Raw genomic sequence first — 18,150 nt, forward strand, 5'->3', positions numbered from 1 at the left:
CATCCGCGTCCGTGGCCTGCACGGACTTCCCGCCCCCTCATCGGGTCCTGTGACCGGGGTCATCGTAGAGTGAAGCTGCACCGGCACACACGCCGGCCCACCGTCCGCGATGCCGGACACCGTCCACAGGAGGAGCGCGATGAGCGACAAGGAAGTCCCCACCCCCGGCAACCAGCCCACCACCCACCCGGATCTCGATGACGCGGTCGCCACCGAGGGCGTCCAGCCCAAGGTCCGGCCGGATCTCGGCGACGAGGTCTCCACGGTGGGCGGCCAGCCTGCCAAAGCGCCCGCCGACGAGGAGATCCCCGGCAACCCGGGCAACCCTGTCGAGGAGTGATCACGGCGCGGTGCCGCCACCGACCGGCACTGCCCGCACAGTTGCCCTCCTGTTGCCGCTCCCTCCCGGGCGTGCGAGGGTGGGAACGTCAGAGACAGACCACCCAGGAGGCACACATGTCCGACTTCGATGACAAGCTCGACAACAAGGCCGACCAGGCCGGTGGGAAGCTCAAGGAGACCGCCGGCAAGGTGACCGGCGACAAGGACCTGGAGGCCGAGGGCAAGATCCAGAACGCCGAGGGCAAGGTCAAGGAGACCCTGGACGACGCGGGCGACAAGGTCCGCGACGCCGCGGGTGACGTGAAGGCCGGTGCCGAGGCGCTGGTCGACCGGGCCAAGAAGGCGCTGCACCGCGACGTCGACTGAGCACGCAGGGCCTCCCCGAAGCACTTGGGAGGACGGGAGGGGGACCCGGGGCCTGACGGTCCCGGGTCCCCGTCCCCGTTGCGGGGGCACCGGCCCACTGCACGACCCCCGCGAAGGAAACCCCGGTGGAGCGGACCCATCCACCACGATCCGCACACCCATGGGAGACTCTCAGCGTGACGAACATGACCACACGGGCCCACAGACTGGTCTTCCTGGACGTCGACGGCACCCTCATCGATTCCCGTCAGCTCATGCCCGACTCGGCCCGCGCCGCCTGCCTGGCAGCCGTGGAGGCAGGCCACACCCTCATGCTCTGCACGGGCCGCACCGTGCCCGAGGTCTACCCGTGGCTGCTCAGGACCGGGATGAGCGGCATCGTGGCAGGCGGCGGCGGATACGTGCGGGTGGGTGACGAGGTGCACAGTGACGTGCGCATGGGCCGCGACTCCATCGAGGAGGTGACCTCCGAGCTGGACGCCCTGGGGGCCGACTGGGTCTGGCAGTCACCCGACTCGCTCAACCCCTCCCCCGGCTTCCTGCGCGTCCTCACCGCCTCGGGATCCCAGGGGTCCTGGAGTGCGTACGCCCGACAGGTCGCTCCCTGGGTGCGCCAGGGACTGCCGCTGACCTCCTCGAAGTGCACCTTCACCCTGCCCGCGGACCATTCGGTGACGGTGGGCGGCGTGATCGATTCCTTCCGGGGCCGCTACCACGTCATCCCGGGGTCCATGGGACCCGGCGGGCTGACAGGTGAGCTGCTGCCCCTCGGCGTCGACAAGGGCGTCGGTCTGCTCCTGGCCACGCGGGTGCTGGGCATGGCGGCTTCCGACACCGTCGCCGTCGGGGACTCGGAGAACGACCTGGAGATGCTGGAGGCAGCGGGCACCGCGGTGGCCATGGGCAATGCGCGCGAGGGCGTGAAGGCGATCGCGGACATGGTGACGGCACCCGTGGACGAGGACGGACTCGCCCAGGCCTTCCAGGAGCTGGGCCTCATCTGAGCTGCCCCTGCTCGCTCCCCCGCTCCGGGGCCCGCTCCCGCCCGCACTCAGCGGTGCTGGTCGGGGTCCTCGTGGTGGGCGAACAGGCGACGCGTCGTCAGGTCCGCGCCGGTCAGCACCGCCCCGCGTGCCAGCAGGCGCCCACGCTCCCAGTTGGAGAGTCCGAGTTCGGGTTGGTCCAGGGCGTACTGCCCGTCGACCCAGCGCGTGAAACCGTCCCCCACGAAGGGCGCGTCCACCAGGGCGCGGAATCGTTCCTGGGCGGCGGTGTCCTCCGAGATGAGCGAGGCCACGAAGTGGGGACTGTGGGTGTTGACCAGGTCGATCGCCCGGTCCAGGTCCTCCACGACGACCACCGAGAACTCGGGGGTGTCCTCCCACTCCCACTCCGTGCCCAGTTCCCCGACGGGGATGGGGGTGGCGCGTGGTTCCTCGTGGACCCCGTCGGCACGCGCCACGGGAATGGTGCGGGTGAACTCGCCCGCCCCCACCCACCCGCGGCTGTCCGCCTCCACGTGGACACGTGCCGTGCCCGAGCGGGAGGCCGCGGCGGCATCGGCTGCGCGAAGGAGTTCTGGCACCAGTTCGGCGGCCCGGTCAGCCACGACGACTGCGACATTGAGCGTGTTGCAGACCTTGCGGTCCAGGGAGTGCCGCACCGCCGACGAGAAGCGGTGCGCGTCCGCGGAGGAGTCGGCCACCAGCCACGCGCCGCCCGTGCCGTGGGCGGAGACCGGGATGCCGGCCTGGCGGGCCACGGCGGAGAGCTCGGTGACGGCGCGTCCGGACCCGCGCGTCACGGCAAGTGCCAGGCGGGGGTCGCTGAAGAGGGCCCAGCCGGCCGAGCGGTCACGCACGGGGATGATGGAGATGGCGCCGCCGGGCAGGCCGGCGTCCGACAGTGCCGGGGCGAGAGCGAGGTCCCGGATGGCGGTGGCCGTGCCCAGGGCGTCGCCCCCGATGCGCAGGACCGCAGTGTTGCCACTGGCCAGGACGCCGGCGGCATCCGCCAGGACATTGGGACGTCCCTCGAAGACGAAGGCGATGACGCCCAGGGGTGCGCTCACGGTGCGCACGCTCCACCCGTCGTGCTCCAGGTGGGCGACCTCGGGATGTGTGTCTCCGCCCGCCCCGTGCAGGCGGTCGGCCCATCCGCGCAGTCCCCTGGCCATGTCGTCCAGCGCTGCGCGAGCCAGTGCCAGGCGTGTGGTGGAGCGACCCAGGGTCCGGGCACGCTCGATGTCGACCTCGTTCGCCTCGTGGATGCGTTCCCACTCCCCTTCCAGGCGGGTGGCGAAGTCGGTGAAGAACCGGGCGACGTCCGTGGGTGGGACGCTGGCCATGTCCCGGAAGGCGGTGACGGCGGCGTCGACCTGGTCGTGCACGGCGTGGCGGACGTCGGCGGGGACGTGGAGCAGCGCCCCGGTCTCCTGGACGACGTAGAGGGCGTCGCCCTCGTGGAAGGCCTCCGCCAGGTCCTCGCCGACCAGGGCGTACCTGTCCCCGCCGTAGGGGATGCGCATGCCGGGTGCCAGGGATGCGAGGGGGCCGGTGGCGGGTCCTGTGTGTGCGGGTGGTGTGCTCATCACGTCCTCCGATCGGTGGCGCCCTGCACTCCTGTGCAGTGCGCTCCGGCGCGACGGGCGTCGGTTCCCCGCGTGCCGGTGCGGTGCTGGAATCGTACGACGCCGGAGAGGTCCGTGCCGGGAGGATTTCGACGGATGGGCCTCGGTTCGTCCTGCTCAGCCGACGGGCCCCCCTGTCCGACCTGCTCAGCCGACCGGCGCGTCCGCCCTCGTCGACCATCCTGCGGGGACGTAGGTGCACATCGGGTCCTCCGCCAGCGGGTCGCCGGTGGCCGCCCACGCCCGGGAGCGTGCGCCCCCGCACCACCGGTTGTACTCGCACGCCCCGCACTTTCCGTGGAACCCCGCAGGGTCGCGCAACTCACGCATGAGTGGGTGGTCGCGGTAGAGGTCGACGATCGACTGCTCCTTGATGTTGCCGACGGTGAGGGGCATGAACCCCGAGGGTGTCACGTCACCGATGTGGGAGACGAAGACGATGCCGTTGCCGTCGCGGACCCCGAAGGCGCGAGCGGCTCGGGAGTGCCCGATCTCGGCGGCACTCATGCCGTGGGACTCCATGTCCTGGGCGAGGACGCGGCGGTAGTGGATCGCCTCGGTGGTGCTCAACTGGAAGGGTGCGGTGTCCCGCAGTCCGTGGAGCCACACCATGATCTGCTCGGACTGGTCGGGGGTGACCTCGCGCAGCATGACGCCGCGTCCGGTCTGGATGAGGAAGAACAGGGTCCAGCGCGCCACCTTCTTGGTGGTGAGCAGGCGGTAGACCGCAGGAAGGTCGGCGGCGGTGTCGGCGGTGACCAGGGTGTTCACCTGGACGGGCATGCCCACCTCCTGCGCCCAGTCGAAGGCGGCCATAGTCTGGTCGAAGGTGCCGGCGACCCGACGGATCCCGTCGTGCAGGGCCGCGGTGGACCCGTCCAGGCTCAGTGAGATCGCGTGTGATCCGGCCTCGTGCATGGCGCGCATGCTCTCGCGGGTGAGCAGGGGTGTGACCGAAGGGGAGACCGACACCCCGATCCCGCGGTCCCCGGCGGCGGACATGATGTCGTAGAGGTCCTCGCGCTGCAGGGGGTCCCCGCCGGTGAGGACGACATGGGGCATCGGGTTGCCGAACCCGGTGATGTCATCGAGGAAGGACACGGCCTGCTCGGTGGAGAGCTCCCCCGGGAGCGCGCGCTTCATGGCCTTCGCCCGGCAGTGGCGGCACACGAGTCCGCAGGCCAGGGTGAGCTCCCAGTACAGCATCATCGGTGCTCGGTCCCACGCGAAGTCGTGGGGACGCACGGATCCGATGGCGGCGGGGATGTCGGGGGTGGTGGGACCGTGCATGGACAGACCTCCTGGGTTCGGCGGCGGGCGGGCAGGCGTCGGTGGCGACCCGGCGTCGACGAGGGCGGACACGTCCTCGACCGTTGTCACGGTAGGCCTGCTCCTCGCCCCACACCTGGGACTTTGGTGACAGGTGACAAGATTTCGTCACGACATGCCACGACCGGTAGCGTTGTCGTGGCGCCCAGGGGCACGCTCCCGGAAGCGGGCACGCTCCCGCATGCAGCCATGGGCATGCAGACGGGACACGCGTGGAGGCGGGACAGAGTTGTGAGGGGAGTGCAATGGACGTGAACGGGGACCCGGTGCACATCCGTGAGGCCCGTGACGCCGATGCGCCGGCGATCACCGACATCCACAATGACGCCGTCGAGCACTCGACCGCCGTCTGGGACGAAACGCCTGTCGACGTCGCCGACCGGCTGGCCTGGATGCAGGCCCACCGGGAACTCGGCAATCCCGTCCTCGTCGCCGTCGGGAGCGCGGACCCCACCGACACCACCGACGGCACCCACGGCGCAGGGACCACGGACACCGTGCTCGGCTACGCGGCATTCGGACCCTGGCGCGCCTGGGAGGGGTACCGTCACACGGTCGAGCACTCCGTCTACGTGCGCTCCGACCGACGCGGGAACGGATTGGGGCGGGCCCTGCTGCTCGCACTCATCGCAGCGGCCCGCGTGCGCGGGGTCCATGTGATGGTGGCCGGCATCGAGTCGGGCAACGCGGCCTCCATCCACCTCCACGAGACACTCGGCTTCCGGCGCGTGGGACATCTCGCGGAGGTCGGCGCGAAGTTCGGGCGCTGGCTGGACCTGGACTTCCTGCAGTTGGTCCTGGACACGCGCGCCACCCCCGAGCGCTGAGCCGGGAGGTGGCTCCTTGCACGCCGGACGAGGACTCGGTAACGTCCGACGAGGTCGAGAGCTCAGCACCCACCCGGTGCCACCCCGACACCCCGGGCACCGTGCCCGGTGCAGCGCGCTGACGGACCGGGCCACCACCCCGCGGTGGACCGGGACCTGACACCTTCGGGGACGCGGCCGATCGTCCGTCCCGTGGGACCTGCGCTCCGACGGCCCTGCGCCGTCCGACTGCCCTGCGCCGTCAGACAGCCCTGCGCCGTCCGACAGCCCTGCGCCGTCAGATGCACACCCCCAGGAGGAGCCGATGAGCTCGTCTGTCCAGCCGTCCACCGCACCCGGACCCGGACCCGGACCCGGACGCACCCCACGCCTGCAGGTCTCCGACGTGACCGTCGTCGACCAGTCACTGATGCGGCGTGCCGTGACGGGCACCATCGTCGGCAACACCATGGAGTGGTACGACGTCGGTGTCTACGGCTACCTCGCCCTCACCATGGGGCAGGTGTTCCTGCCCACGGCAGAGTCCTCCGTGCAGGTCCTCTTCTCCCTGGGGGTCTTCGCCTCCACCTATGTGGCCCGCCCCCTGGGCGGCATCGTCCTGGGGCGCCTGGGTGACCGGATCGGACGCCAGAAGGTCCTCGCCGCCACCCTGATCCTCATGGCCGCCTCCACCTTCGCCATCGGACTGTTGCCGACCCATGCGGCCGTGGGCGCCCTCGCCCCCGTCATCCTCGTCGTCCTCAAGCTCCTGCAGGGCTTCTCCACCGGAGGCGAGTACGCGGGTGCCACGACCTTCGTCAGCGAGCACGCGCCGGACAGGCGTCGCGGATTCTTCGCCTCCGTCCTCGACACGGGCTCCTACATGGGCTTCGCCCTGGGTGCCGCCGTGGTCTCGGCACCCCACCTGCTCATCGGCCAGCAGGCCATCCTCGACGGAGGGTGGCGGATTCCCTTCCTCATCGCCGGACCACTGGGCATCGTCGCCATCCACTTCCGGCTCCGCATCGAGGAGACACCCGCCTTCCAGGCGCACCTGGACGCCCAGGAGGCCGCCGGGCACGGCGACGGCAGCCAGGTCACCGGGGCCCCGGGGACCGCGTCGATGGTGCGCACCCTGTGGCGCCCCATCCTCATCGCCATGACCCTGGTCGCCGCGGCCAACACCCTGGCGTACGCCCTCACCAGCTACATGCCGACCTACCTCACCGACACCCTCGGCTACGACGCCGTGCACGGCACGCTGCTCACCATCCCGGTGCTCGTGGTGATGTCCCTGTGCATCCCCCTGGCGGGACGGCTCTCGGACCGCATCGGTCGCCGCCCCGTGCTCTGGCTCGGCTCGGTCAGTGCCATTGCGCTGTCGGTGCCGGCCTTCCTCCTGCTGGCACACGGGGCCGTGTGGTCCACGCTGACGGGACTGTCACTCATCGCCGTCCCGGTCACCTTCTACGTCTCCAACCTCACCTCCGCATTTCCGGCGCTGTTCCCCACCCGCGCCCGGTACGGGGCCATGGGGATCTCCTACAATGTCGCGGTCGCCCTGTTCGGGGGCACGTCCCCCCTGATCATCGAGTCGATCCTCCAGGCCACCGGCAATCAGCTCTCCCCCGCCTTCTACATGATGGGCATGTCGGTACTGGGGGCCGTCGCCGTGTGGTTCATGCGGGAGTCGTCCTGCCGTCCGCTGCCCGGTTCCATGCCCTCGGTGGCTTCTGCCCAGGAGGCCGAGGAGCTGGTGGCGAACCAGGACGACAGCCCATTCCTGGACCTGTCGGAGTTGCCCTTCGAGGCCCTGCGAGTGCCTGACGCGGTCCTGGCGCTCGGCAGCAATGCGGCGGTCGTGCCCGGCAGCAATGCTGTCACGTCCGCCCCTACGGGAGCTGGTCGGACGACCGGGTCACACTGACTGGCCTGCCCTCACCTCCAGCCAGCCCTGACCTCCGGCCACCTCTCACCTTCGGCCGCCCTCACGCGCGCCCACAATCCATCCGGAGGGCGACGAGGTGTGAGGTCGAGGCCTCTTGAGCGCCGTTCCGACCCTCAGTGGGCACGAGTGCACATCTCATCGCCCCTCACCCATCCCCGCCGCCCCCGTGACCACGTCTCGGCGCCCCTCCAGCACACATCCACCCACGAGAGTGCTCCATCCTCCGGCAGCCACGAGGGCGCTACCGGGATTCACACCAAGAGCGCCAGCAGGCCCCGCCCGATCACACCCAGGAGGACGGACCAGGTCAGGGACGCCAGCGTCCCCACCACGAACCGCTCCGACGCAGCGGGGGTGGAGAGCTCCCTGAATCGGCCCAGTCCCTTGACCGCCACGATGGCGGCGAGGATCGTGTACTCGCCCAGCAGCACAGCACCGGTCGCGGCGAAGCGTTCCAGCAGGCCGATCCACAGTCCCCCGCGCAGCCCGTGTGCCTCCTCGGAGTTGGCCGCTCCGTCCACGCTGCCGGGCCTGCCTCTGCCGGTCCCGGTGTCAGCGCCGGTGCATGTGTCGGTGTCCGAGCCGGTGTCCGCTCCAGGGGTGGACGCCTTCGTCGAGGCCCCCACCGCGTGATCCGCTCCCCCCGGCGTCCCGGGCAGCTCCGCACCGGTCCCCTTCGTGTCCTCCTCGCGGGACCCCGAGGCCCTGCTGCGCGAGAGGATCGCGATCACGAGTGGCCAGCCCGTCAGTGCGCTGACCACCATGACGGCCAGGCCGATCACCACCTGCAGGATCTGGTGCGTCATCACCGCTGCCCCCCTCCCCATTCCTCCGCCATCCGTGCACCTGCGGCATCCAGCAGTCGTGCTGCCAGGGGCAGTGCCTCCACCTCCAGTTGCCAGGACGCCGTCCGGAGGCGCTGGCTCAGGGCCTGTGGGGTGATGGCGAGACGTTGGGCGACGTCACGCAGGGGCTGGTGCGTCCCGCCCTCGTCCCGCGTCGCCTCCACGGCATCGACGGCGTCCCACCCGGCTGCCGTGCGCCGGGTCCACATCGAGGCGAGCAGCCGCAACACCACGTCGGCGTCGCGGGCCCCCTCGTCTGACCGGTTGCCACCCAGCACACGCAGGGAAGGTGTGAGGGACTTGGCCTCCTCGACGGCTTCGCGGGCGCGGATGAAGGCCTCGCCGCGGGCCTCCCGGGTGCTGGCCGGCAGTGGCAGTTCGACGGGTCCGACACCGATGCCGACATGCCACTCCTGGTCGCGCAGCAGGCGACGGCACGTCGCGACCACGTCCTCTCCCCGACCCAGGAGCGCCTGGATCTCGTCCCCCACGGTGCGTTCGAAGGGAAGGACCGGCTCGGGGACGGCGCGCCCCAGGGCGCCCAGGGCGTCGGGCACCAGGTCCCTGCCGTCCCTGGAGCGCCGTTGGTCCACAGTCATCGCGAACATGACAACAAGTCTAGAACCTTGATTCAAGGAAATCAAAGGTTGAGCCTTTCGGAGGCGAGTTCATGTCGCAGTCCTCCCCCGGTCCGACGCCCCAGACCCTGGGTCCCCGACCGGGCGAACCCGCGAGGTTGATGCGGACCGACGAACTAGTGTGGGCGACATGTCGCACTCCCATGGCCACGGCGGTCCCGCACCCGCCAGCCGCTCGGTGGTCATCAGCCTGGCCGTCGTCATGACTCTCATCCTCATGGTCACCGTCTTCGCCCTCGTCCTGCTCTGGCCCAGTTCCGCGGACCTCCCCGAGCGCAGGAGTTTCCTCTACGAGGGCGCCCGTGAGGTCTCCGCCACCGTCCTGGACATCGAGAGCCCCGGAGACGTCCAGACCGGCGTCAACGCGGAGGTGAGGGTGCGCCTCGACCAGGACGGCACGGAGACGGTCATCCAGATGGGTCCGACCCTGGTCACCGATGACATCGTCGGCGCCCGAATGCGTCTGGTCGAGATCCCCGCCTACGACGACGGGGGCAGCGCCCTCGACCCAGGCGTCGATCCCGGACTCGACCCGGGGAGCGAGTCCGGCGCAACCGGCGAGGACGGTTCACTGCTCGATCCAGGGACGGAGTCGGGCGCGGGTTCCGGTGCAGACCTCGGCGCGGATCCGACCGCAACCGCTGCGACACCCGACTACATGTTCATGGACTTCCACCGGGGTGTCCCCCTGGTCGCCCTGGGGATCGTCCTCGCCATCCTCGTGGTGGCCGTTGCGCGTCTCAAGGGCCTCGCAGCCCTGTGCGGGTTGGTCGCAGCCCTGGCCACCATCTGGTTCTTCACCCTTCCCGCCCTCCTGGCGGGACAACCTTCGCTACCGGTCGCGCTGACCACGGCCAGTGCGGTCCTCTTCATCGTCGTCTACCTGGCCCACGGGATCTCCGTGAAGTCCTCCACCGCACTGCTGGGGACCTTCGCCGGCATCGCCGTCGTCACCCTGCTGGCGGCATGGGCGATCCCCGCGGCACACCTGATCCCCGGGGGGAGTGAGGAGATGTCCCAGCTGGCCTACTACGCCCAGAACGTCGACATCCGCGGAGTCCTGCTGTGCGGCATGGTCCTGGGCGGGGTGGGTGTGCTCAACGACGTCACCATCACCCAGGCGTCCTCCGTGTGGGAGCTGCGAGCCGCGGCTCCCGAGGATTCGCGCTGGACCATCTTCGTGCGGGCCATGCACATCGGGCGCGACCACATCGCCTCCACCGTCTACACGATCGCCTTCGCCTACGCCGGGGGCGCGCTGGGACTCCTCATGCTCGCCTCGACGCTCGACCACCGCCTGGCCGACCTGGTCACCTATGACGACATCGCCCAGGAGTTGGTCGGCATCGCGGTGGCCTCCATCGGCCTGGTGCTCGCCATTCCCCTGACCACGGGCATCGCGGCGGCGCTGGTGGGCAGCCCCCGTGTGTCCGCACGGGTGCACGAAGGTGGGGGAACCCACACCCACGGCGCGCACGAGGACGACGCGAACTCGGGGGCCCCGTACGAGGGTGTCGGGGACGGTGCCGGCACCGACGATGTCCGCCGCTCCCCCGTCCCCCGCCACTGATCGGACCGCGACGAACCCCTCCCTCTGTTGCAGCCCCGCAGGTCCCTGCTCTCCCGGCACCACCCCGTCCGGACCCGACGCCGGGTGCTGGGAGCTGGCGTCCCCTACGGTGGAGGGATGACCGTCAGGCTGACAGCCACCCGAGCCCGACGCCTGCGTGCCCGCAACCAACTGATCGCAGGATCCTCCCTGACCCCGACCGAGGTCGTCGACCGCGCGGTGGCCCTCCAGGGCCAGAACCTCGGAGCCGTCCTGCGGGCGATCGCCCTGCGATCAGCCCCGGGCACCACGGTCGCCGATGTCCGGGCAGCCTTCGACCGAGGTGAGTTGGTGCGCTCCTGGCCGATGCGCGGCACCCTCTTCGCCACCACGCCCCAGCACCTGGCCACACTCCTGCAGATCACCGGACCCCGCATCCACCGTGCCACCACCAGACGGCGAGCAGAGCTCGGCCTCGGGGACGCGACCATCGAGAAGGCGTGGGAGGTGCTGGGGACCGCACTGTCCGAACGTCCCCTCGGTCGCGCTGAGGCCCTCGACCTGTGGGAGGCAGCCGGCATCGCGACGCGCGGGGGCCCGGGCTACCACCTGCTCATGCACCTCGCCGTGGCCGGGCACATCCACTGGGGCCCCTTCGCGCCTGATGGCACCGCCCAGCTGCTCGCACTCTCCCCCGCGCCGAAGGAGTCGGACCCGGAGGATGCCCTCGTGGAGGTGGTCCGCGGCTACGTGCTGGCCCGCGGTCCTGTCACCGAGGCCGATCTCGCGTGGTGGACCAAGCTCCCCAGGGGCATGCTGCGCCGGGCCCTGTCCGAGGTGGAGGACCTGGTCGAGGTCCAGATGGAGGGTGTACCCGCCCTCGTCGTCGTGGATGATGCACGGACGGGCGGGGCCTGGGCTGGTGGGGCGCGAGCCGGTGGTACTGCGTACGACGCCGCCCCGCCCGAAGCCTCGGCCACTGCTGGGGCTGCACCCGCTGATCCTGCGGAGGGCCTCACTGACAACCCACCGAGCGGGGTCCGACTGCTCCCGGCCTTCGACGAGTGGGTGCTGGGTCACGCGGAGCGCTCTCTGATCGCCTCACCCACCATGCTGCAGGCATTGGTGCCCGGGAACAACGGCGTGTTCCGACCGGCGGTGCTCGTGGACGGGCGCGTCGTGGGGACCTGGGGGATGCGTCCCCCTCGGGCGGGTCGACCGGCGACCGCCGAGGTCGACCTCGTCGAGGACGTCCCCGCCCGCACGAGGCTCGCCGTCGACCGCGCCGCCCGGGCGTGGTCCCTGGGCTGAGGGTCGTCGTCGGGGTCGGCGGGGTCGGCGGGCACCATCAGTCGGCACCCGGGCCGACCGGGGTCAGGGGCGCTTGAAGCCCGGGCGCTCCTGCCTGGTGTCGAGGTCCTCGAGCTCCTCGAACAGGGTGAGCTGGAGGCCGGCGGGCCCCTGCAGGCGCGAGTTGAGGGACCTCCACGGGGTCTCACGCGGTTCCGCGACCAGCTCGGCTCCACCCTCCACCAGACGTCGAGTCATGCCCTCGCCGTCGGTCACCTCGAAGGCGACACGCAGACGCGCACTGGGCCGTCCCTCGGCCTCGACGGCGTCGATCATCCTCACCTGTGCCGGGTTGGCGATCTCGAGCGTGGCACGACCGGCCTCGAGAATCGTGACCCTTGCGTCACCGTCCGCTTCGAAGGCCGCGTGCTCGGGCAGGCCGAGGACGTCGCGGTAGAACGCGACCGCCGCGGCGTAGTCCTCGGCCTCGACGACCAGGCGGAGCTGGAGGACGGGCGGCGTCGACCCGTCAGTGGGTGCGTCGTTGTCCATGCACACAGCGTAGGGATGACCCGGCCCGGACGCCTGTCGGGCCCCGGACGGTGCACCGAGCCCGTGCCCGCGCCCGTGCCCCCGTGCCCGCGCGCATCCCCCCGAGGCACGCCCCGCCCGAGTCCCGAAGCACGCCCCGCCCGAGTCCCGAAGCACGCCCCGTCGCGATGCCACGACCGCCGCGACAGACAATGTCCGTGCCTCGACGTGGGCGTGGAAGATGGGCTCGGCTGTGACCTGCGGGAACACGAGGAGCATCTCTGGCGGCCATCCGCATTGTCTGCCGCGGGACCGCTGACGACACTGCGGAGACCCACCCCGGGACCCCACCTCCCCCGGAACGGTGTTGGGCAAAGGATCTTCCACGCAGTGCCCAGGAACGCCTCTCCCAGACCCCGACCCACGTCCCGCCGCGAATCCCGGGCATGGCCCCGGACGACCATCCGTGCAGGTGAGGAGGATCACGCAATCTTGCACGGGTCTCACCACCCCGGGTACGGTCGACGGGTCGCTCACGAGCGGCGCCGGACGGGCGCCGTGGCGACACGCCGGGTCCAGCGGACCCGGTGCAGCGCACAGTCGGACCGTGCCGCCCTCGTCGATCCCCCGGGGATCCGAAGGCTCCTCCCACGCCGGTCCCGCCCGCGCGATCCCTGGACACCGTTCCGGGATCGCCCTTCCGCGAGGCACGCCGCCCGCGAAGCAGACTGCGCGCCTGCCCCGAGGAGCCCATGAGCACACGTGCCCATCAGTCCGACACATCCACGTCCACTCCCGCGCCGCACCGGCGCCACCTCTCCCACCTGCCACGCAGACTGGAGGTCTCCGACGTCAACGTGGTCGACCAGCCACTGATGCGACGAGCCGTCACCGGCACGGTCGTCGGCAACACGATGGAGTGGTACGACGTCGGTGTCTACGGATACCTCGCCGTCGTCATGGGCCAGGTGTTCCTGCCCACCGCAGACCCCTCGGTCCAGGTCCTCTTCTCCCTGGGTGTCTTCGCCTCCACCTACGTGGCCCGTCCCATCGGCGGCGTCATCCTCGGTCGCCTGGGGGACCGGATCGGACGCCAGAAGGTCCTCGCCGCCACGCTCATGCTGATGGCCGCCTCCACCTTCGCCATCGGCCTGCTGCCGACCTACGCAACCATCGGCGCCCTCGCCCCGGTGCTCCTGGTCGTCCTCAAGCTGCTCCAGGGCTTCTCCACGGGTGGCGAGTACGCGGGTGCCACGACCTTCGTCAGCGAGTACGCGCCGGACCGCAGGCGCGGGTTCTTCGCCTCCATCCTCGACACCGGGTCCTACATGGGCTTCGCCGTGGGTGCCGCGGTGGTCTCCGTCCTCCAACTCACCCTGGGTCAGCAGGCGATCCTCGACGGCGCCTGGCGCATCCCCTTCCTGGTGGCCGGCCCACTGGGCGCCGTCGCCATCCACTTCCGCATGAAGATCGAGGAGAGCCCCGCCTTCCAGGCCCAGTTGGACGCCCAGGAGGCCGCGGGCACCGACCGCCCCGACGACGCGCCCTCGAGCACCTCTGACCTGGTGCGCACGCACTGGCGCCCCATCCTCATCGCCATCATGTTGGTCGCGGCCGCCAACACCTCGGCCTACGCCCTCACCAGCTACATGCCGACCTACCTCACCGACACCCTCGGCTACGACCCCATCCACGGGACACTCCTGACGATCCCGGTGCTGGTGGTCATGTCCCTGTGCATCCCGCTGGCCGGGCGACTCTCGGACCGCATCGGGCGCCGCCCCGTGCTGTGGTTGGGCTCGGCCAGCGCCGTGGTGCTCTCCGTGCCCGCCTTCCTGCTCCTGGCACACGGAGCCGTCTGGTCCACGCTGGCGGGGCTCTCCCTCATCGCGGTGCCCGTGACCCTCTACGTGTCGAACCTGGCCTCCGCACTCCCGGCCCTGTTCCCGACCTCCGCGCGCTACGGCGGGATGGGTGTGTCCTACAACGTGGCCGTGGCCGTCTTCGGAGGAACCTCGCCCCTCATCATCGAGTCCATCCTCCAGGCCACCGGCAACCAGCTCTCCCCCGCCTTCTACATGATGGGCATGTCCGTGGTCGGCGCCGTCGGCGTGTGGTTCATGACCGAGTCGGCCCGTCGCCCGTTGCCCGGGTCCATGCCGTCCGTGGCCACGCACGCCGAGGCCCGCGAGCTCGTCGCCGGGCAGGACGACAACCCGCACCTGGACCTCTCCGAGATGCCCCTGGACCAGGAGCTCCCCGCGGAACAGGAGGCTCCGGCCGGACTCAGATGAGTCCCTTCTGCGTCAACCACGCGGAGGCGATGTCGGCGGAGGACGCCTGCTCATCCACACTGCGGGCGTTGAGCTCGATCAGCTCCTCCGTGCCCAGGGCGTCCGTGACCGTGCGAATCGCGTCACGGGCGCCCTGGTCCACGCGCTGGGAGACGATGGGCACGACGTTCTGGGGCAGCACCAGGGACTCCGGGTCCGTCAACGTCACGAGGTGGTTGGCCGCGATCGCCGGGTCGGCGGAGTAGATGTCCGCCACCTGCACCGTCCCGTCCAGCAGGGCCTTCACGGTCAGGGGACCACCGGAGTCCTCGACGGGGACCAGCTCGACATCCACCCCGTAGGTGTCCTTCAGACCCTGGGGCCCGTAGGGGCGCGCCTCGAACTCACTGTTGGCCGCGATCTTCACACTCCCCCCGACCTTCGCCAGGTCCGCCACCGAGGTGAGGCCGTTGTCCTGGGCGAACTCGCGGGTCACGACGAAGGAGTCCTGGTCGCTGGCCTGCGCGAAGGGCAGCGCCGTCAGCGCTTCGGGCAGTGCCGCGTTCAGCTGGTCGGCGATCTCCTCGGGCGATCCTGAGGGGGCGGAGGCGTCGTAGTACTGCAGCAGGTTCCCGGTGTACTCGGGCATGATGTCGATCGCCCCGGACTCCAGTTCGGGCATGTACACCTCGCGCTGACCGATCTGGTACTCGCGTTGCACGGTCACCCCCTCGTGCTCGAGGACCTGGGCGAAGAGCTCGGCGATGATCTCGTTGGAGTAGTAGGCCTGGGAGCCGATGACGACCGCAGCGCCGTCATCCGACTGGGCGGCACCCTCGTCCTCCCGGCTCTGGGTCCCCGACGCCGGGTCCTGGGTGGGATCGGCGTTCGAGCAGGCGGCGGCCCCCATGGCGAGGGCGGAGGCGGCGAGCACGCCGATCACGGCTCGGGTGCGTGACGTGCCGTGGACGCGGGCGGTGCGGAGGTGCTTCATGGGGTGGATCCTTCCGTTGCGGGGATGGCGGGTCGGGGGCTGCGTCGCCTCTCACGGGCCCGTCCCGGGGCCGGCGGCGCGCTGAGACGTTGGACGAGGGCGAGGCCGAGGTCGAGGACCACGGCGAGCAGGATCACCAGGAACGACCCTGCGAGCATCTGGGGGTAGTCATGGGTCTTGAGCCCCAGGAAGATGAAGCGGCCGAGTCCCCCGCTGCCGACGTAGGCGGCGAGCATGGCGGTGGAGACGACCTGGAGGGTGGCGGACCTCAGGCCCGCCACCAGGAGTGGCGCACCGAGGGGGAGCTCGACGCGTGTGAGGAGCTGCCACTCGGTCATTCCCTGGGCGCGGGCCGCATCGACGACGTCCCGCCCGGCCGCCTCGCATGCCGAGCACGCGCCGACGACCAGGGCGGGCACCGCCAGGACGACCAGGGCCAGGACGGGCGCGGTCATGCCGATGCCGAACGCCAGCCCGAACAGGGTCACCAGGCCGAGGGTCGGGATGGCGCGCGCAGCGCCCGTGGTGGCGATGACGAGGCCCCGCCCTCGTCCGCTGTGACCCACCCACAGACCCAGGGGCACCGCGACGAGGGCGGCCACTCCCACCCCCAGGGCGGTGAGTCCCAGGTGCTGGGTCGTGCGCGTGAGGATGCCGGACGGGCCCGTCAGGTGAGCCGGGTCGAGGAGCCACTGCCAGGCGAGGAGGATCTGGTTCATGCCCGCACCCCGGGGTGGGTGGACCGGCCGGACTGTTCGGGCGGTGCGGGCTGGTCCGGGACCGCGAGCTGGTCGAGTTGCCCGGGCTGCCGCGACACACCGGGCTGGTGGGGCGCCGTGGGACGGCCGACGTGTCCGTGGGCGTGTCTCCCCTTCCGCGACGTGCGCGTCCACGGCATGAGCACACGACCGAGCCCCACCAGGGCCGCATCTGCCGCCAGTGCGAGGAGGACGGTGAGGACCAGACCGGAGAGGATCTCGGCGAGGATGCCCCGTTGGAACCCGTCGACGAAGAGCATGCCAAGGCTCGGCACCCCCAGCACGCCACCGATGGTGACCAGGGCGATGGTGCTCATGGAGACGACCCTGAGCCCGCCCAGCAGGGCGGGGCCTGCCAGTGGCAGTTCGACGCGGGCGAAGAGGGCGCGGGACCCGTAGCCCACTGCAGTGGCGGAGTCGAGCACCTGGCGGTCCACGCTGCGGAAGGCGGCACAGGCCTGGGGCACCATGAGCGCGAGTCCGTAGATCGTCAGGGCCACCACCACATTGACGACGCTGCGCAGCCCGGTGCCGAGCACCAGGGGGAGCACGACGAGCAACGGCAGGGAGGGGATGGCGTACATGAGGCCGGAGCCGGTCTCGACCACGCCGCGCAGCCAGCCGCGTCGCGCTGCCAGATGCGCCAGGGGCACGGCGATCACGAAGGCGGCGAGCACGGCCACACCGGCCTGGACCACGTGGGATCCCAGCAGGGAGAGGACCGTGCGGGAATTGTCCAGGAGCCAGGTCACGGTGCCAGCACCCCCGAGACACGGCCTGACCGGTCCACGACGACGCGGGTGCCGGCGTGGTCCTCCACGTGGAGTGTGCGCGAGGAGGAGCCCGCGCCGATGAAGGCCTCCACGAAGGCGTCGGCGGGGTGGGCGAGGATCTCGGCGGGTGTGCCCGCCTGGGCGACCTCCCCGCCGGGGCGCAGCACCACCACCTCGTCGCCCAGCCGGAAGGCCTCGTCGATGTCGTGGGTGACGAAGAGGATGGTCTTGCCGAGGTCGCGCTGGAGGCGGGCGAGTTCGTCCTGGAGTTCCCGGCGCACGATGGGGTCGACCGCGCCGAAGGGCTCGTCCATGAGGAGGATGTTCGGATCGGCCGCCAGCGCCCGCGCCACTCCGACCCTCTGCTGCTGGCCGCCCGAGAGCTGCCAGGGGTAGCGCTCCCCCAGTGCGGGATCGAGGCCGACGAGGTCGAGCAGCTCCCGCGCGCGCTCGTGGGCACTGCGCCTCGGGCTCCCCTCGAGCAGGGGGACGGTGGCGACATTGTCCAGCACGCTGCGGTGTGGGAGGAGGCCGCCTGACTGGATGACGTACCCGATGCGACGACGCAGGTCGACGGGGTCGAGGTCGGCGACGTCGTCCTCGTCGATGAGGACGCGGCCCCGGGTGGGGTCCACCATGCGGTTGACCATGCGCAGGAGCGTCGTCTTGCCGGACCCACTGGTCCCCACCAGGACCACGCAGGCGTGGGAGGGCATCGTGTGGGTGAACTCCCCGACGGCGACGGTGCCGTCCGGGTAGGTCTTTCCGGCGTGCTCGAAGCGGATCATGGGCCGCCTTCCTGGGATCTGGGTGGTGGCGGGGTGTGTCGGTCGTGGACGGTGTCGACCCCAGATCGTGTCGACTGCAGGGCCGGGCTCCTGTCCACGCTAGTGGAGGGCCCCTTGGGTGCGCGCGCTGGGTGGAGGACGCAGGGTGGGGCGGTACGTCCGCCGGGCCCGGCGGTGCGTGGGGCGAGGTGGTGGGCGGGCCCGGCCGCGTGCGGTGCTCTCACCTGCGCGCTGCCCGCCCCTGCGCGCGCGGGGTGGTCGCCGCACTGTTTCACTGGTCGGATGGGAGTC

General features: G+C 71.0%; 17 protein-coding genes. 8 read left to right on the top strand and 9 right to left on the bottom strand.

Annotated features, from left to right (window positions below):
- Window positions 1-139 precede the first annotated feature (139 nt).
- From BQ9890_RS04885 to BQ9890_RS04895, 3 genes are all read left to right on the top strand, one after another.
- On the top strand, window positions 140-340 hold the full coding sequence (locus BQ9890_RS04885) for a hypothetical protein (protein WP_075889804.1): 201 nt from the start codon (window positions 140-142) through the stop codon (window positions 338-340).
- Between the two features lie 116 nt (window positions 341-456).
- Window positions 457-708, top strand: a complete 252-nt coding sequence (locus BQ9890_RS04890; protein WP_075889806.1) for a CsbD family protein — start codon at window positions 457-459, stop codon at window positions 706-708.
- A 185-nt stretch (window positions 709-893) separates the two neighbouring features.
- On the top strand, window positions 894-1,712 hold the full coding sequence (locus BQ9890_RS04895; RefSeq protein WP_075892741.1) for an HAD family hydrolase: 819 nt from the start codon (window positions 894-896) through the stop codon (window positions 1,710-1,712).
- Window positions 1,713-1,759: 47 nt separating this feature from the next.
- Here the strand turns inward: BQ9890_RS04895 and BQ9890_RS04900 are convergent, their stop codons facing one another.
- Together BQ9890_RS04900 and BQ9890_RS04905 are read right to left on the bottom strand one after the other, a co-directional pair.
- On the bottom strand, window positions 1,760-3,298 hold the full coding sequence (locus BQ9890_RS04900; RefSeq protein WP_230297821.1) for an aldehyde dehydrogenase family protein: 1,539 nt from the start codon (window positions 3,296-3,298) through the stop codon (window positions 1,760-1,762).
- Between the two features lie 186 nt (window positions 3,299-3,484).
- Window positions 3,485-4,627 carry a TIGR04053 family radical SAM/SPASM domain-containing protein gene (locus BQ9890_RS04905; RefSeq protein ID WP_075889808.1) on the bottom strand — a complete coding sequence of 381 codons (1,143 nt, stop codon included), beginning with the start codon at window positions 4,625-4,627 and terminating at the stop codon, window positions 3,485-3,487.
- A gap of 284 nt (window positions 4,628-4,911) precedes the next feature.
- Between BQ9890_RS04905 and BQ9890_RS04910 the strand changes: the two genes are divergently transcribed.
- Both BQ9890_RS04910 and BQ9890_RS04915 read left to right on the top strand, forming a co-directional pair.
- Entirely contained in the window at window positions 4,912-5,493 is a 582-nt protein-coding gene (locus BQ9890_RS04910; RefSeq protein ID WP_143226241.1) for a GNAT family N-acetyltransferase, read from the top strand.
- 304 nt (window positions 5,494-5,797) lie between these two features.
- Window positions 5,798-7,399 carry an MFS transporter gene (locus BQ9890_RS04915; protein ID WP_075889810.1) on the top strand — a complete coding sequence of 534 codons (1,602 nt, stop codon included), beginning with the start codon at window positions 5,798-5,800 and terminating at the stop codon, window positions 7,397-7,399.
- Window positions 7,400-7,671: 272 nt separating this feature from the next.
- Here BQ9890_RS04915 and BQ9890_RS04920 read toward each other — a convergent pair whose 3' ends face one another.
- The gene (locus BQ9890_RS04920; protein WP_075889812.1) at window positions 7,672-8,226 is read right to left on the bottom strand and encodes a hypothetical protein; all 555 of its coding nucleotides are present in this window, start codon (window positions 8,224-8,226) and stop codon (window positions 7,672-7,674) included.
- Window positions 8,226-8,873 carry a hypothetical protein gene (locus tag BQ9890_RS04925; RefSeq protein WP_075889814.1) on the bottom strand — a complete coding sequence of 216 codons (648 nt, stop codon included), beginning with the start codon at window positions 8,871-8,873 and terminating at the stop codon, window positions 8,226-8,228. The genes BQ9890_RS04920 and BQ9890_RS04925 overlap by 1 nt, the downstream gene beginning before the upstream one ends.
- 160 nt (window positions 8,874-9,033) lie before the next feature.
- Between BQ9890_RS04925 and BQ9890_RS04930 the strand changes: the two genes are divergently transcribed.
- Together BQ9890_RS04930 and BQ9890_RS04935 are read left to right on the top strand one after the other, a co-directional pair.
- Window positions 9,034-10,473, top strand: coding sequence for a YibE/F family protein (locus BQ9890_RS04930; RefSeq protein WP_075889816.1), 1,440 nt, complete (start codon window positions 9,034-9,036; stop codon window positions 10,471-10,473).
- A gap of 117 nt (window positions 10,474-10,590) precedes the next feature.
- On the top strand, window positions 10,591-11,763 hold the full coding sequence (locus tag BQ9890_RS04935; protein WP_075889818.1) for a winged helix DNA-binding domain-containing protein: 1,173 nt from the start codon (window positions 10,591-10,593) through the stop codon (window positions 11,761-11,763).
- A gap of 63 nt (window positions 11,764-11,826) precedes the next feature.
- On the opposite strand, the gene BQ9890_RS04940 is transcribed toward BQ9890_RS04935, so the two are convergent.
- Window positions 11,827-12,294 (bottom strand): VOC family protein, encoded by a 468-nt coding sequence (locus BQ9890_RS04940; RefSeq protein ID WP_075889820.1) that lies wholly within the window; start codon window positions 12,292-12,294, stop codon window positions 11,827-11,829.
- A 731-nt stretch (window positions 12,295-13,025) separates the two neighbouring features.
- Here BQ9890_RS04940 and BQ9890_RS04945 point away from each other — a divergent pair.
- Window positions 13,026-14,567, top strand: coding sequence for an MFS transporter (locus BQ9890_RS04945; protein ID WP_075889822.1), 1,542 nt, complete (start codon window positions 13,026-13,028; stop codon window positions 14,565-14,567).
- Here the strand turns inward: BQ9890_RS04945 and BQ9890_RS04950 are convergent.
- From BQ9890_RS04950 to BQ9890_RS04965, 4 genes are read right to left on the bottom strand one after another with little or no spacing between them, the layout of a single operon-like run.
- Complete coding sequence (locus tag BQ9890_RS04950) at window positions 14,560-15,540, bottom strand: ABC transporter substrate-binding protein (RefSeq protein ID WP_075889824.1); 981 nt, start codon at window positions 15,538-15,540, stop codon at window positions 14,560-14,562. The genes BQ9890_RS04945 and BQ9890_RS04950 overlap by 8 nt on opposite strands.
- Window positions 15,537-16,259, bottom strand: a complete 723-nt coding sequence (locus tag BQ9890_RS04955; RefSeq protein ID WP_075889826.1) for an ABC transporter permease — start codon at window positions 16,257-16,259, stop codon at window positions 15,537-15,539. Before BQ9890_RS04955 ends, BQ9890_RS04950 begins: the two co-directional genes overlap by 4 nt.
- Window positions 16,256-17,050: an ABC transporter permease gene (locus BQ9890_RS04960; protein WP_075889828.1), complete on the bottom strand. Its 795-nt coding sequence runs from the start codon at window positions 17,048-17,050 to the stop codon at window positions 16,256-16,258. Before BQ9890_RS04960 ends, BQ9890_RS04955 begins: the two co-directional genes overlap by 4 nt.
- Window positions 17,047-17,859, bottom strand: a complete 813-nt coding sequence (locus BQ9890_RS04965) for an ABC transporter ATP-binding protein (protein WP_075889830.1) — start codon at window positions 17,857-17,859, stop codon at window positions 17,047-17,049. The genes BQ9890_RS04960 and BQ9890_RS04965 overlap by 4 nt, the downstream gene beginning before the upstream one ends.
- Window positions 17,860-18,150: the final 291 nt, after the last annotated feature.

Origin of the sequence: Actinomyces provencensis (assembly GCF_900155435.1) — a bacterium.
Taxonomy (GTDB): Bacteria; Actinomycetota; Actinomycetes; order Actinomycetales; family Actinomycetaceae; genus Pauljensenia; species Pauljensenia provencensis.

Coding starts and splice junctions, on each gene's coding strand:
- BQ9890_RS04900 (WP_230297821.1), bottom strand. CDS start 3,298: ATGAGCACACCACCCGCACACACAGGACCCGCCACCGGCCCCCTCGCA.
- BQ9890_RS04930 (WP_075889816.1), top strand. CDS start 9,034: ATGTCGCACTCCCATGGCCACGGCGGTCCCGCACCCGCCAGCCGCTCG.
- BQ9890_RS04955 (WP_075889826.1), bottom strand. CDS start 16,259: ATGAACCAGATCCTCCTCGCCTGGCAGTGGCTCCTCGACCCGGCTCAC.
- BQ9890_RS04935 (WP_075889818.1), top strand. CDS start 10,591: ATGACCGTCAGGCTGACAGCCACCCGAGCCCGACGCCTGCGTGCCCGC.
- BQ9890_RS04915 (WP_075889810.1), top strand. CDS start 5,798: ATGAGCTCGTCTGTCCAGCCGTCCACCGCACCCGGACCCGGACCCGGA.
- BQ9890_RS04895 (WP_075892741.1), top strand. CDS start 894: ATGACCACACGGGCCCACAGACTGGTCTTCCTGGACGTCGACGGCACC.
- BQ9890_RS04965 (WP_075889830.1), bottom strand. CDS start 17,859: ATGATCCGCTTCGAGCACGCCGGAAAGACCTACCCGGACGGCACCGTC.
- BQ9890_RS04890 (WP_075889806.1), top strand. CDS start 457: ATGTCCGACTTCGATGACAAGCTCGACAACAAGGCCGACCAGGCCGGT.
- BQ9890_RS04885 (WP_075889804.1), top strand. CDS start 140: ATGAGCGACAAGGAAGTCCCCACCCCCGGCAACCAGCCCACCACCCAC.
- BQ9890_RS04945 (WP_075889822.1), top strand. CDS start 13,026: ATGAGCACACGTGCCCATCAGTCCGACACATCCACGTCCACTCCCGCG.
- BQ9890_RS04920 (WP_075889812.1), bottom strand. CDS start 8,226: ATGACGCACCAGATCCTGCAGGTGGTGATCGGCCTGGCCGTCATGGTG.
- BQ9890_RS04950 (WP_075889824.1), bottom strand. CDS start 15,540: ATGAAGCACCTCCGCACCGCCCGCGTCCACGGCACGTCACGCACCCGA.
- BQ9890_RS04905 (WP_075889808.1), bottom strand. CDS start 4,627: ATGCACGGTCCCACCACCCCCGACATCCCCGCCGCCATCGGATCCGTG.
- BQ9890_RS04925 (WP_075889814.1), bottom strand. CDS start 8,873: ATGTTCGCGATGACTGTGGACCAACGGCGCTCCAGGGACGGCAGGGAC.
- BQ9890_RS04940 (WP_075889820.1), bottom strand. CDS start 12,294: ATGGACAACGACGCACCCACTGACGGGTCGACGCCGCCCGTCCTCCAG.
- BQ9890_RS04910 (WP_143226241.1), top strand. CDS start 4,912: ATGGACGTGAACGGGGACCCGGTGCACATCCGTGAGGCCCGTGACGCC.